Source organism: Alishewanella sp. HH-ZS (assembly GCF_001704375.1).
In the GTDB taxonomy this organism is placed as follows: Bacteria; Pseudomonadota; Gammaproteobacteria; order Enterobacterales; family Alteromonadaceae; genus Alishewanella; species Alishewanella aestuarii.
The window spans coordinates 1-13,933 of the sequence record NZ_LZEJ01000053.1; the positions used below are offsets into that span (position 1 = coordinate 1).

The window sequence follows — 13,933 nt, forward strand, 5'->3', positions numbered from 1 at the left end:
GGGATTTGTGTATAAGAGACAGGGTTTCGGCCGGGATCTTTTTGTTATTTGGTTTGCTGGGTAGTTTTATTTTTAAGGTGTTTGGCATTACGCTGGAAGCCTTTCGCATCGCCGGCGGCCTGATCCTGTTTGGTATTGCGATGAGCATGATGCAAAAAGGTCTGGATGATGGCGAAGAAGCAACAGGTAAAGAGCCACATCCGGATGGCAAGCTGGCGAAAGATGTGTCGATTATTCCGTTGGCGATCCCCTTTATTGCAGGCCCCGGCGCCATTGCCACCGTGATGATCTTAACCAGTGAAGCACAAAGTTTGTGGCACTTTATTACGGTGTTCCTGGCTATCGGTATTACTACCTTTTCCTGTTATCTGGCAATGATTTATTCGCATGTACTGGTGCGCTATATCGGCGAGACCGGTAAAGAAATTATTACCCGGCTATTCGGCTTGATCCTGTCGGTTATTGCCGTGCAGTTTGTGATTAACGGCGTGCTGGATATATATCGTAGCTTGTAAAAGAACAGGGCGCCTTTGCGCCCTGTTTTGTCTGCATATAACCGGGTCAGGCCAGAATAATAAAGCCAAAGAACGCCAGCACCGCAGCGATTAAGGCATAGGGGAACTGGGTTAGGGCATGGCTCATCAGGTTGCAGCCCGAGCCCTGCGCCGCTAATACGGTTGAATCACTGTAGAAGCAGGCCTGGCTACCAAAGGAGCTGGCCGATAGCAGGGCACCAATCACCAGTGGGATATTGGCATCTACAGCAATAGCCAGCGGCATCACAATCGGGATCGACACCGCAAAAATGCCCCAACTGGAACCGGTAACAAAGGCTAATACGGCCATCGCCACAAAGACCAACGCCGGTAACATCTGGGCGTTCATATAGGGCGCCAGGTTCTCAATAACGTATAGCGGTAACCCCAACTGATCACAGACATCCTTAAAGGTAAAGGCCGCGATCACGGTACAGATCGCCGGTAACATGGTTTTAAAACCATGCATCATCAGCTCCATCATCTCGGTAAAGGGCATCAGACGCTGTGCCATATACATTGGGATGGTCAGAATAAAGGTCAGGATTAATGCTGGCCAGATTTCTGCTTCAAACCAGATGGTAAAGCCAATCAGCATCAGCATTGGTAACAGGAAGTTATACAGCTTGCCGCCTTTTTTATCTGACGCATCAAACTCTTCTTCAAAAGCTTCTACTGCAAAATCATCACTGGTATGAGTATGTGAAGCCGCAGTTTCAGCTGGGGCATCTATGTTACCATTGGATAGTTGGGCAGCGAGTTCGGCTTTTTTCATTGGTCCGAACAACGGGACTATACCTAAGATAACCAGTGGCACCATAATCAGTGCCAACCAGGCATACACCATGTAAGGAATGGCTGAGATATAGGTTTTTATGCCATTGGGGTCGGTTTCCGGCGCGATACCGTTAGCAACCAGCAGACCTCCGAAGAAAATGGCCCAGGTTGAAATTGGCACCAGCACACACATTGGTGCGGCGGTTGAGTCAACCACATAGGCCAGCATTTCGCGCGATACCTTGTATTTGTCGGTGATCCGTTTCATGGTTTCGCCGACGGTTAAGGCATTTAAGTAATCATCGATAAAAATAATCAGACCCAGAAAGTAGGTCATGAACAGCGAAGGTTTGCGGCCACTGGCATACTGCTGCGCCATTCGACCAAATGCGAACGCACCACCGGTATGGACCAGCAGCGCAATTAAGGCGCCAAAGCCACCGCAGACCAGGATTAACCAGCCAATGGTTTCGTCCTGCATCACGCGCACGGAGGTTTCACCCAAGTTAAACAACGCTTCCTTTGGTGAACCCAGAAGTAACAAACCGGAAGCAGCGCCTAATACCAACGCCAGAATAGGGCGCTTTAACCAAACGGCGAACGCCAGTACGACTAAGGCAGGGATCAGGCTAATTGCAGAGGGTTCAACGGCGGCCGCTTCGGCCGCCGCAGCAATAGGTTCGGCCAGACTCTCTAAAGATGCATCTGCTGACATGGTTTTTTATTCTCATAATAAAAGCCGGGACAGGCCGGCAAAGTTAACTGAACCGTTGCAGCAGATTGGACAACTCAACGGAGCGGAACACTGCGCGGAGCTCTGGCTAAACCACCGGTTTAGCTGCATAAGTATCCAGCGCAGGTTTGTCTGATCTTTATGCAGACAAACGCGTGCATCATAGCAAAAAAACGATTTTGCACAATTGGAATCTTTGTGTCTGATATAGGGTAGCAGCTGTCAGCTATTTTTACAGGCTAATACTTGCGTTTGAATTAACTCAAGCCAAGTCAAGGAGTTATTTTATGGCACGCTCTATGCTAAATCTTCTTTGTAGTTCACCGTCAGACGAGCATTAAGCGAGCTGATAAAACATTTTGCAGGAGCGAGAAAATGAAGAAAATTTTGAAAGGTGCCATCGCAGGGGTTGCGTTGTTACTTGCGCCCTTCACCCAGGCGGCCATGGTTACACAGTGGGATTATACAGTTACGTTGCAGTGGGTAGACTGGACATTCGGTGCGGGAACAGGTACTCAGACGACATCACCTTCATTGTTGACCTGGGGGTCATCAGGTGGTAACCATGCGGTACTTGGTGGCACCCGTAGTGGCCTTGGTATTACCGAGTCACCTGCTGATGGTATCGTTAACACCAACGGTCCTGCTGCTCTTACCAATATTGTGACGCATTACAACAATACGCTGAGCGGCAGCCATGCCACCTTAACTAATGCTGTGCTCCAGTCAACCTTGCTGTTAACCCCGCTGAACCCGGTTGGTGATACACTGGATTTACTGGTTGCTAATTTCAGTATCAATTTTATTGAAACACCGAATCAAAATCCGTGTCCATTCCCATCGTTATCGGTTTGTGACGATATTTTTGTTATCTCAACTGATGCGTTGAATGCGTCTTTTGACTATAACGGTTTTACCTACTTTATCAGTATCATTGAGACCAGTGGTTCTTTGAATCCAATGGACGCCGCAACCTGTGCGCAAGCAGGTATTGTTGGTCCTTGTTTAGGTTTTAAAACACAAGAAAACCAATTTACCGCTGCCCAATTTGCGTTCCTGATCACCACTGAACCTGTGACTATTGTTGCTGCACCTGGTGTGCTGGCGCTGATGGGCTTAGGCCTGATAGCGCTGGTAGGTGTACGTCGTCGCAAGCAGTTAGTGGCATAGTATTAATAGTTAAATAAAAAATGCCGGCATAGTCCGGCATTTTTTTATGGTCAGGTTACCCCCGGAAAGGGGGCTGTCGGGATAGAAATTACCGACGACTATAAGGCGGCGATTTCGGCCTGCTGCGCTTGCAGTTTGTTTACAGCCTGCTCCAGTTCAGCCAGTTTGGCGCGCTCTTTCTCCAGCACCGCTTCCGGTGCCTTGGCAACAAAACCCTCGTTACTCAGCTTACCGGCAACCCGGGATAATTCTTGCTGGGTTTTTTCCAGTTGCTTAGCAATACGGCCAAGTTCTGCTTCTTTATCAATTAAACCGGCCATTGGGATCAGCAGGTCCATGCTGCCAATCAGCTGAGTGGCGCTGGCTGGCGCCTTAGCATCGGCCGCCAATACCTCCAGGCTGTCCAGTTTCGCCATTACCAGCAGGAAGTTACGGTTTTGCTCCAGTCGGCGCAGCTCTTCTGCATTCAGATTACGCAGCAATACCGTTAATGGCTTAGATGGCGCAATATTCATTTCACCACGCACGTTACGGATAGCGGTGATCACGGCTTTTAACCATTCCAGATCAGCCTGCGCCGTCTCATCCACCAGCTCGGCCTGATAAACCGGATAGGCGGCCAGCATAATGCTGTCGCTGTTAATACCGGCCAGTGGCTTAACGGCTTGCCAGATACTTTCCGTGATATAAGGCATAATCGGATGCATCAGGCGTAACAGGCTTTCCAGCACAGTGATCAGCGTATGGCGGGTGCCGCGCTGCTCTGCTTCAGAGCCTTTGAACAACACCGGCTTGGTCAGCTCCAGGTACCAGTCACAGAACTGGTTCCAGGTAAACTCATACAGTGCGGTGGCGGCCAGGTCAAAGCGATAGCTGTCGAAGTAATGCCGTACTTGTTTTACCGTTTGCTGGTATTGTGCCAGGATCCATTTATCGGCCAGTGACAGCACCTTATCGTTGCTGTTAAAGCCGCAGTCCTGACCTTCGGTATTCATCAACACATAGCGGCTGGCATTCCACAGTTTATTGCAGAAGTTACGGTAGCCTTCTAAGCGCTTCATATCCCAGTTGATATCACGCCCGGTAGACGCCAGCGCTGCCAGCGTAAAACGCACCGCATCGGTGCCGCTGGCCGGAATACCTTCCGGGAACTGCTTGCTGGTGCGGTCGGCAATTTTCTTTGCCAGCTGCGGTTGCATCATATTGGCAGTGCGTTTTTCCAGCAGTGCGTCCAGCGTAATGCCGTCAATCATATCCAGCGGGTCAATCACATTACCCTTGGATTTTGACATCTTATCGCCGTTTTCATCCCGGATCAGGCCGGTGACATAAACGGTCTTAAAGGGCACTTGCGGCTTACCATCGGCATCTTTAATAAAGTGCATGGTCATCATGATCATCCGGGCAACCCAGAAGAAAATAATGTCAAAGCCGGTCACTAACACATCGGTAGGATGGAAGTTCTTTAAATCTTCGGTTTGCTCTGGCCAACCCAGCGTCGAGAAGGTCCACAGCGCCGAGCTAAACCAGGTGTCCAGCACGTCGTTGTCCTGACTCAGGCTGACGCTAGCTGCCAGCTGATATTTACTGCGCACCTCAGCTTCGCTACGACCAACATAAACCTTGCCATCGGCATCATACCAGGCTGGAATCCGATGGCCCCACCATAGCTGACGCGAGATACACCAATCCTGAATATCACGCATCCAGCTGTAGTACATATTCTCGTATTGTTTTGGCACAAACTGAATATCGCCGTTTTCTACCGCTTCGGTCGCCGTTTTCGCCAGTGGCGCAACCCGCACATACCACTGATCAGTCAGCATCGGCTCAATGACCACGCCGCTGCGATCACCATAAGGCAGGGTGTTGTTGACCTCTTCAATTTTTTCCAGCAAGCCGGCGGCAGCAAAGGCGGCAACGATGGCTTTGCGGGCATCGTAGCGGTCCAGGCCTTGATATTCAGCCGGGATGGCAATCTGCAGTTCAGTATTTGGCTGGCCGTTAATATGGTAGCAGTCTGCGCTCTGACGGATAGTGGCATCCGGGGTCATCACATTAATCAGTGGCAGTTGATGACGCTTACCGACTTCGTAGTCGTTAAAGTCATGCGCCGGCGTGATTTTGACGCAACCGCTGCCTTTGCTCATGTCGGCGTGTTCATCTGCGATAATCGGTATGCGGCGGTTGGCCAGCGGTAATAGGATGGTTTTGCCAATCAGATCTTTATAGCGCTCGTCATCCGGGTTTACCGCAACGGCGCTGTCACCGAGCATGGTTTCCGGGCGGGTGGTCGCCACCACCAGATAGTCTTTACCATCGGCGGTCTTTATGCCATCGGCCAGCGGATAACGCAGGTGCCAGAACTGGCCCTTTTGCTCTTTGTTCTCGACTTCCAGATCCGAAATCGCGGTATGCAGTTTCGGATCCCAGTTTACCAGGCGTTTGCCGCGGTAAATCAAATCATCTTCATACAGCCGGACAAAGACTTCCTGCACGGCATTCGACAGGCCGGCATCCATGGTAAAGCGTTCACGGTCCCAATCGACCGAGTTCCCCAGGCGGCGCATTTGCGAGGTAATGGTACCGCCGGATTCAGCCTTCCATTGCCACACCTTTTCAATAAATTTGTCGCGGCCAAGCTCGGCGCGGCCGGGCAGACCTTCCTGCGCCAGTTTACGCTCTACTACCATCTGGGTGGCGATACCGGCATGGTCGGTACCGACTTGCCACAGCGCATTTTTACCCTGCATCCGCTGGTAGCGGGTGAGCGCATCCATAATGGTTTGCTGGAACGCATGCCCCATATGCAGGCTACCGGTAACATTTGGCGGTGGGATCATAATGCAGTAGTTATTACCCGGCCGGTTATCGCCGTTCGGTTTAAAATAGCCCTTGCTTTCCCAGGCCTGATACATCGCCTGTTCTATTTCACTGGGGTTAAAGGTTTTTTCCATCTGAGTGATACCTGTAAATTCAGTCGGCAGTAATCGTTTCCGGCAGAATGCCCGCCTGTCGATACTGCTTATAGCGTTCCCGCGCCTGCGCTTTTAGCGTTGGCTCGGCGGGCACAAATTCAATGATCTGGTTAAAGCGCCGGGCAAAATCCGGCACCTGGTCGGCCAGGTTAATTAACACCTGGCGGCTGGTTTTTGGCGCCTGCCAGCCAATTTCTACCGGCGCGCCGCGTTGCGGGCCTTCGCCGGCCAGGTTGTGTGGCACAAAGCTGTCGGGTTCAAATTGCCATAACAGTTCGTCCAGCAGCTCGGCACTTTGCTGGTCGGCAGTATATACGAAAACCCGTTGTTTGGCGCGGTACAGCTGGGCACAAAGCTGGCAGGCTAAAGCAAAATGAGCTGGCGCAGGCGTCAGCTCATTAGCTTGGGAACCGGTACTGGCTACAGCACTTTGCTCAGCCAGCACATAGAAGGTAACCAGCATCAGTGATCCTGCTGCTGACCAGTACGATTGATCAGGAACTGGGTCAGCAATGCGACCGGCCGGCCGGTTGAACCTTTGTCTTTACCCCCACTGCGCCAGGCGGTACCGGCGATATCCAGGTGTGCCCAGTGATACTTGCGGGTAAAGCGTGACAGAAAGCAAGCGGCAGTAATGGTACCGGCAGCGCGGCCACCCAGGTTGCTAAAGTCAGCAAACGGGCTCTCCAGCTGATCCTGATACTCATCCCACAGCGGCAGGCGCCAGGCGCGATCACCGCTTTGCTCTGAAGCGTTCAACAGCTCATGCGCCAATGGGTTATGGTTACTCAGCAGGCCAGAGGCATGTTTACCCAGTGCAATCACGCAGGCACCGGTCAGGGTCGCCACATCAATCACCAGCTCAGGGTCAAAGCGTTCGACATAGGTCAGCGCATCGCATAGCACCAGCCGGCCTTCGGCATCGGTATTCAGCACTTCGACGGTTTGGCCTGACATGGTGGTCAGGATATCACCTGGCCGGTAAGCGTTGGCATCTGGCATATTTTCTGCTGCTGCCAGCACCGCGACGATATTTACCGGTAACTGCAGGTTAATCACTGCCTGCATGGTACCCAGCACTGAGGCGGCACCACACATATCAAACTTCATCTCATCCATGCCATCGCCCGGTTTCAGGCTGATACCGCCGGAGTCGAAGGTCAGACCCTTACCAACCAGTACCACCGGCGCGCTGTTATCGGCCGCGCCCTGATATTTAATCACTGACATTTTCGGTTCATTCACTGAACCGCGGCCAACCGCCAGGTAGGAGTTCATGCCCAGAGCTGACATTTCGGCTACGCCCAATACTTCAACGCTGACCTTGTCCGATAACTTGCTCAGTGCTGACGCCTGTTCGGCCAGATAGGCCGGGGTACAGATATTCGGCGGCATATTCCCAACATCTTTACACTGCTTAATACCGGCGGCGATAGCTAAACCATGTTCCACTGCGCGCTCGCCAATGGTCAGATCGCGGCGGGTCGGCACATTAAACACAATTTTACGTAGCGGGCGGCGGGTTTCGTCCTTTTTGCTTTTCAGCTTATCAAAGACGTAGAGGCAATCCTGAGTGGTTTCCACCGCATGACGCACTTTCCAGTAGGTATCACGGCCTTTAACATGCAGCTCGGATAAAAAGCATACCGCTTCCATCGAGCCGGTTTCGTTCAGGGTGCTAATGGTTTTGGCGATGATCTGACGGTACTGGCGCTCGTCTAATTCGCGCTCTTTGCCGCAGCCGACCAATAATACACGCTCACTTAATACATTGGGCACATGGTGCAGTAACAGCATCTGGCCTGGTTTGCCTTCCAGGTCGCCGCGGCGTAATAAGTTACTGATATAGCCTTCACTGATTTTATCCAGTTGCTCGGCTACGGCGGACAGGCGGCGTGGCTCATACACACCGACCACAATGCAGGCACTGCGTTGTTTTTCCGGACTTCCGCTTTTGACGCTGAACTCCATGTTTACTCCTGATTCTAAGAGACTGTGCTACTATGGGCGCTGATCGCATACAGCAGACGCGGCAGCCACAAGGTATGGTGCTGAAATTTTACCGGGTTTTACTGAAAAAGCTCGGTTTTAATGCCGCTTTGCCCGATAATAAAGTGTATAAATACCAAGTTTACTGAAAAATCACCAGCTTTCCAGAGAAAAGACAGGTTTTTAGGGGGCATTTTTGATTATTTTTCGTTATCTGATTGGTGAAGTCTTTCGCGCTCAGTTAGCTGTCTTTGTTATTCTGACCACCATTATTATCAGTCAACGTTTTGTAAAAATCCTGGCTGACGCCTCTGAAGGCGAGATCCCCGGCCAACTGGTACTGAGTATAGTGGCGTTAAAGTTACCGCAGCTGGCGGTGATTATTCTGCCGCTCAGCGCCTTCCTTGGTATCCTGGTGGCGTACGGTCGTATCTACGCTGACAGCGAGATGACGGTGCTACATGCTACCGGCGTCAGCGAATGGTATGTCACCCGCCTGACGCTGCTTTTATCGGTAATGATGGCGCTGCTGGCCGCCAGTGTTACCCTGTATTTCAGCCCTTGGGCAACCGAGCGCGAATATCAGCTACTGGAGCGCGCCGAATCGGACGCCGGTTTATTTTCGCTGGTACCCGGCCGGTTCCAGCATACCTCAAACGAAAAAGCGGTCATTTTTGTACAGGAAGTCAGCCGTTCCGGTAACCAGCTGGCCAAGGTGTTTGTCGCCCAGACCGTCGAAAAAGATGGCGGCAGCCAACAGGCTGTTGTTTATGCCTCAGGCGGTGCCGTATATGAAGATCCGGAAACCGGAGCGCAGCTAATGACGCTGGAGCAGGGGCGCCGTTATGCTGGTGACGGCCAATCGCCGGCTTATGAAGTGATCGAATTTGATCGCTATCAAATCCAGATCCGCGAACAGGAAGTCGAGCAGCGGCGACGCAAGCTATCCAGTTTAAGTACGCCGGCGCTGTTAAAAGAAAGCGGTAGTGAGGCGATTGCCGAATGGCATTGGCGGATTGCGATCCCGCTATCAATCCCAATTTTAACCCTGATTGCCGTGCCACTGAGCCGGGTGAACCCGCGCCAGGGCAAATTTGGCCGGTTATTGCCGGCGCTGCTGCTGTACCTGGGCTACTATGCCTTGCTGATTATCGCCCGCTCGGCGCTGGAGGATGGCAAGATCCCACCTCAACTGGGCATGTGGTGGCTGCATGCGGCCGGTTTGACGCTGGGGACGGTATTGATCCTGCGTAATCGGGAAGGGGCGCAGAAGATCCGGGCCTGGGTAGCGGGGCGCTAAGATGATCAGAATCCTCGACCTTTATATCGGTAAAACCATTCTTACTACCTCGGCGCTAACGTTAAGCGTCTTGCTGGCGTTATCGGCGATGTTCCGTTTTATTGACCAGATGCGTTCTATCGGCCGCGGCTATTACGATATGGTGCATGCTGCGCTGTTTACGCTGTACAGCGTGCCGGGCGATGTGGTGATGTTCTTCCCAATGGCGGCGTTAATCGGCGGCCTGATTGGCCTGGGGATCCTGGCCAGCAGCAGCGAGCTGGTGGTGATGCAGGCTGCGGGCTTATCGCGGCTGAATATTATTAATTCGGTGATGAAGTCGGCTGTGCTGATGGTACTGGTAATGATGGCGGTAGCTGAGTGGGGAGCACCGGTGACAGACCGCGCTGCGCGCGAGCTCAGAATTAAAGCCATCTCAGACGGTAATGTATTTGCGGCGCGGCAAGGAGTCTGGGCTAAGGACGGCGACAGCTTTGTTAATATTAAAGAAGTCGACGATCTGGGGAATCTGAAAGAGGTGATTATCTATCAGTTTCAACCGGATCTGGCGCTGGCCCGGGTGGTACGTGCCGAAACGGCGCAATATCTTGATGATGCCTGGCGCTTGCAGCAGGTTACTGAACTGACCTTTAGTGACGAGCGGATTGAGCAACAGCTACTACCAACCCAGCGCTGGCGCTCTACGCTGACACCGGACAAGCTCAGTGTGGTGAGTATTAAACCGGAAATGTTGTCACTGCGGGGGCTACGCGAATATGTCGATTACCTGCAGCAAAATGGTCAGGAAGCCAGCCGTTATCAATTAGCCTATTGGCGGAAAATTCTGCAGCCGGTTACCCTGGCGGCCATGTTGCTACTGGCGTTATCCTTTATCTTTGGCCCGCTGCGCAGCGTAACCATGGCGGCTCGTGTGCTGTTGGGGATTTTGACCGGCTTTGGCTTTTATATGAGTAACGAAGTATTCGGACCACTGGCGCTGGTGTATCAATTACCCCCGCTGGCGGGAGCGGCTTTGCCCAGCATACTGTTTATTGGCATTTCGCTGTATTTTATGCGGCGGAAAATCTAGGGCGTGTTGATGTTTTAACCAGCCCGCTTTAGCGGGCTGTTTTATGTAAATTCAGTACCTTGCTTTGTTCTTTACTCAGGATAATCATCTGACTGTTGGTCAGTTGATCCTGCAGCGCCAGCCCCTTGCCCCAGCGTAACCAGAGCCAGATATTGCCAATGCCGCCAAGCGCCAGCAGTGCTCTTGCCAGCGCCTGCGGCGCCGTCAGCGGTTTACCCGCTTGACTGACCAGCAGTAAACGCCAGGCGCGCATGCCCAGAGTCTGACCGGCTTTGCACCAGAAATAGACATAAAACCCCAGGATCACCGCCACCAGATAAGCGAAGTACAGCCACTTGCGCCAGCTGCTGGTAACATAGGCAGCAATATCCTGCTCAGGCAGTAACTGAATAGCGCCACTCCATACCAGCAGTTGCACCAGCAACATCGCCAGACCAGCGGCCAGCATAATCAGCGCCGTGAGAATTAACACATCATAAATTATTGCGGCCAAACGCCGGGCAAAGCCGGCGCGGGGGGCATCCTGATACATAACTACTCCTGTTAAAAGCGTCAGCAGTTTAACATGCTCGAACGATTCAGGGCACTCCCCGCTTGGTGCAAGGGGGAACAGAATCTCGTTAGTAGCATAGCAAAAGCTGAGATGCCGTTATTTTGAACAAACAATCCAGTGTCAGGCAGAAATGTCAGACAAAGCACTTGCGCCTGCTAAGCGGCATCGTATAATGCAGGCGTTTACCTCAAACAACTCCTCTCTGCCTGGGTGGCGAAATCGGTAGACGCAGCGGATTCAAAATGCAAAGCGTCTTAGGGAAAGGTAGACATAACCTGTTGAATAGTCTACGATTCGACAAAGGTTAAAAGTGCAGCGCCCTTGCAAAGTTTTGCAAAGGTTTGTAACTAGGTTAGTTACAAAAGAAAAAGTCCTCTCAATGCCTGGGTGGCGAAATTGGTAGACGCAGTGGATTCAAAATCCACCGTTGGCGACAACGTGCCGGTTCGAGTCCGGCCCTAGGCACCATATTACTCAATAACTTAAACCTTTATGCTTTGACATTGTTTCCTGATTTGGTAATGTTCTAGTTACTAATTTCAGGGAAATTGCATGGAACTGCATCACCTTAAATCATCTTATCGCGTGAAGCTCATGAAGCATCTGCTTATTGGCGAATTGCTCCAATTAATCAGGGCTAGTTTTAGCTATGATATTGAAATCTCCCAACCTTGAGATGTATAACCAAGGATGTGCTCTTGCCGTTGACTACAGCTGTGTAACGAGCCATATTCCGCAAAATATTGTAAAACTAAATTTTAAGGCGCACGACAAAATAGAGGTTATTTCTCCTGATTCTATGTCATTAGCATGCATAGTACTGGTTTTTTTTTTTTTTTTTTTTGAGGCAAATTAAGCACTAAGCTACTAGATTTATTGAAGTGTAGGGATGCCAACCAAATCAAAGGCAATAAATAAGGCGTAAAACCAGAACGGTTTGTTATCTGAAGAATTTGCAAAACGGCTTTCAGTAGATACTACTATACAGTTGAATCAAATAAAGTGTTGGTTTACAAATTCAGCCGAAAAAGGATTGATAATGGATATAAGTTCGACGAAAGTCTCTAAAATTATTGTCCATAGGGTGGGAAATAAACTTCGTGACGAGGGGTTTTATTTGTCTCCTGTCGAATGCAATAGATCCAATACATTGGATGACTTGCTTTTAAGTAGCCTTCTATCTCCGGTAATAAGAAGAGGGGAGGAATTTTTTTTGACGCATGAGTCTGACATCTCCTTAAACACTATTCACCATTATGCAAAAAAATTATTCTCAGACCCGAATCAATTTAAACAATGCAGTGAGGCAATAGCAAAGCACCTTTATGGATCTTCTGGTCATCCGAATATTGGAGGTGGTGAATTTATTATAATTCTTTTTGATGATGTAAGAGTTGATGACGTCTCACTGCAAGCATTGGGGTTGTTTAGAGTTGAAAGTAAAGATGACTACTTAGATGTGGGAGAGGAAGGCGGTGTTATTCAAGTTATTGAAAAACAGGGAGTGTCTCTCGATAAAGTTCAGAAGGGAGCTATTGTCTTATCTGATAGTCACAAGGTCTTCGTAATTGATAACTTAGGGCACAAAACTAAATACTGGATCGAAAACTTCCTAAAAGCCTCCCCTGTGCATACACCTAAAAAATTTGCTCAAGTTGCCGGCACACTGATTAAGGCAATATCAAACAAAGTGGAAACTCCAGGTAATGCTATTGAATTTGCAAAACATATTGAAGAACATCTAAGCGAGTCGGAATCACTGTCATTGTCTGATCTGAGAAACATCTCTAAAGATTACATCGATGACGAAAAATTGGACGAGCTTGTGAATGGTGCACATCTTAAATATGGGATAACGCTGGACGACAACGCACCAATAGAAAGTAAATATCTCTCAAAATACGCTAAAGATGTGGTCACAAAGGCGCGGATTTCTGAAGGTGTAAGTTTGTTGGTGTCGAACCCAGAAACAAAAATATCCTCAATAGAAGTTAAGGTTACAAAAGGTGGGTTTCGGGCTGTGGTGGATTTTGAAAGGAAAGGAGCGTAAAGATGGCTGGAGAAAAATCAAAGAAATCTGGTGAAATTGGAGAAGCTTTGGCTACAGCTCTTCTTGACCGGATAGGTTGGAAGCATCTAATCCACAACATCTCAATCAGCTGTAATACTCCAAGCCATTTAAACGATGAGGGAAAACTACGTCAAAGTCATGGAGAAGACCAGATTTACCTTTATAACAACCCTTTTCATGATGATCGTACTGAGTTTGTTCATGTGTCGAACAAGAATATCTTAGGAAGTTATCCAACGGTTGGAACTCTGAGAACGCAATTTAAAAGCCATATAAAAGAGTTAGGCCAGACTATTGATTGTGCTAAATACAATCAAACCTTGAGAGATATTGGAACAAACTTCAAGGCTAAGAAAAACCGCCACCACGCAGGGCTTCTGATCTGGCTCCATAATGATCATGAAGAAATTGATAAAAGCATTCTGGGTGATCTTGCTCATTGTAGACTCGATTCGGATTGTGACGCTCCTTTTTATGTGATTGACAATGGTAGAGCGTCTTTCCTCTTAAAAGTTGTAGATGATTTGAGGATGCGGGCAGTAGGGGGAGATTACGAATTTTTTTACCCAAGAATTGGTACTTCAATAACTGTGAACGAGATGCGGACGGGAAAAGAGCTCCCACTTGAACTCATTGCTGCTGACATCATACCTGCGGTTGTGACAAAAGGTGAATCAAAAGAGTTAATTGTTTATGCAAATGAAAACTTTGATTCTAGTTCATACAAGAATCTAATCTGAGGTATCCCCAGAAATTT

General features: G+C 49.7%; 11 protein-coding genes and 1 tRNA gene. 7 read left to right on the top strand and 5 right to left on the bottom strand.

Features of this window, described 5'->3' with window-relative positions:
• On the top strand, positions 1–515 hold a 515-nt coding region (locus tag A9165_RS15095; protein WP_065956502.1), incomplete at its 5' end, for a MarC family protein.
• A gap of 46 nt (positions 516–561) precedes the next feature.
• On the opposite strand, the gene A9165_RS15100 is transcribed toward A9165_RS15095, so the two are convergent.
• Positions 562–2,028 (bottom strand): Na+/H+ antiporter NhaC family protein, encoded by a 1,467-nt coding sequence (locus A9165_RS15100; RefSeq protein WP_141686176.1) that lies wholly within the window; start codon positions 2,026–2,028, stop codon positions 562–564.
• A 393-nt stretch (positions 2,029–2,421) separates the two neighbouring features.
• Here A9165_RS15100 and A9165_RS15105 point away from each other — a divergent pair, with 393 nt between their 5' ends.
• Positions 2,422–3,216 carry a THxN family PEP-CTERM protein gene (locus tag A9165_RS15105; RefSeq protein WP_065956503.1) on the top strand — a complete coding sequence of 265 codons (795 nt, stop codon included), beginning with the start codon at positions 2,422–2,424 and terminating at the stop codon, positions 3,214–3,216.
• A gap of 98 nt (positions 3,217–3,314) precedes the next feature.
• Here A9165_RS15105 and A9165_RS15110 read toward each other — a convergent pair whose 3' ends face one another.
• Genes A9165_RS15110 through pepA form a run of 3 tightly spaced genes read right to left on the bottom strand, consistent with a single transcriptional unit; the run spans position 3,315 to position 8,165 of the window.
• A complete protein-coding gene (locus A9165_RS15110) occupies positions 3,315–6,173 on the bottom strand; it encodes a valine--tRNA ligase (protein ID WP_065956504.1) in 2,859 nt (952 codons plus the stop codon).
• A gap of 19 nt (positions 6,174–6,192) precedes the next feature.
• Positions 6,193–6,657 carry a DNA polymerase III subunit chi gene (locus A9165_RS15115; RefSeq protein ID WP_057788807.1) on the bottom strand — a complete coding sequence of 155 codons (465 nt, stop codon included), beginning with the start codon at positions 6,655–6,657 and terminating at the stop codon, positions 6,193–6,195.
• Positions 6,657–8,165 carry a leucyl aminopeptidase gene (gene pepA, locus A9165_RS15120; protein WP_008609119.1) on the bottom strand — a complete coding sequence of 503 codons (1,509 nt, stop codon included), beginning with the start codon at positions 8,163–8,165 and terminating at the stop codon, positions 6,657–6,659. Before pepA ends, A9165_RS15115 begins: the two co-directional genes overlap by 1 nt.
• 214 nt (positions 8,166–8,379) lie before the next feature.
• Between pepA and lptF the strand changes: the two genes are divergently transcribed.
• Together lptF and lptG are read left to right on the top strand one after the other, a co-directional pair.
• On the top strand, positions 8,380–9,483 hold the full coding sequence (gene lptF / locus A9165_RS15125; RefSeq protein WP_065956505.1) for an LPS export ABC transporter permease LptF: 1,104 nt from the start codon (positions 8,380–8,382) through the stop codon (positions 9,481–9,483).
• Position 9,484: 1 nt separating this feature from the next.
• On the top strand, positions 9,485–10,552 hold the full coding sequence (gene lptG / locus A9165_RS15130; protein ID WP_065956506.1) for an LPS export ABC transporter permease LptG: 1,068 nt from the start codon (positions 9,485–9,487) through the stop codon (positions 10,550–10,552).
• Positions 10,553–10,580: 28 nt separating this feature from the next.
• On the opposite strand, the gene A9165_RS15135 is transcribed toward lptG, so the two are convergent.
• Positions 10,581–11,084: an RDD family protein gene (locus A9165_RS15135; RefSeq protein WP_065956507.1), complete on the bottom strand. Its 504-nt coding sequence runs from the start codon at positions 11,082–11,084 to the stop codon at positions 10,581–10,583.
• Between the two features lie 402 nt (positions 11,085–11,486).
• On the opposite strand from A9165_RS15135, the gene A9165_RS15140 reads away from it, so the two are divergent.
• The 3 genes from A9165_RS15140 to A9165_RS15150 all read left to right on the top strand — a co-directional run bounded on the left by A9165_RS15140 (position 11,487) and on the right by A9165_RS15150 (position 13,916).
• Positions 11,487–11,573, top strand: a tRNA-Leu gene (locus A9165_RS15140).
• Between the two features lie 571 nt (positions 11,574–12,144).
• Entirely contained in the window at positions 12,145–13,155 is a 1,011-nt protein-coding gene (locus tag A9165_RS15145; RefSeq protein WP_065956508.1) for a nucleoid-associated protein, read from the top strand.
• A 2-nt stretch (positions 13,156–13,157) separates the two neighbouring features.
• Positions 13,158–13,916, top strand: a complete 759-nt coding sequence (locus A9165_RS15150) for a hypothetical protein (protein WP_065956509.1) — start codon at positions 13,158–13,160, stop codon at positions 13,914–13,916.
• Positions 13,917–13,933 lie beyond the last annotated feature (17 nt).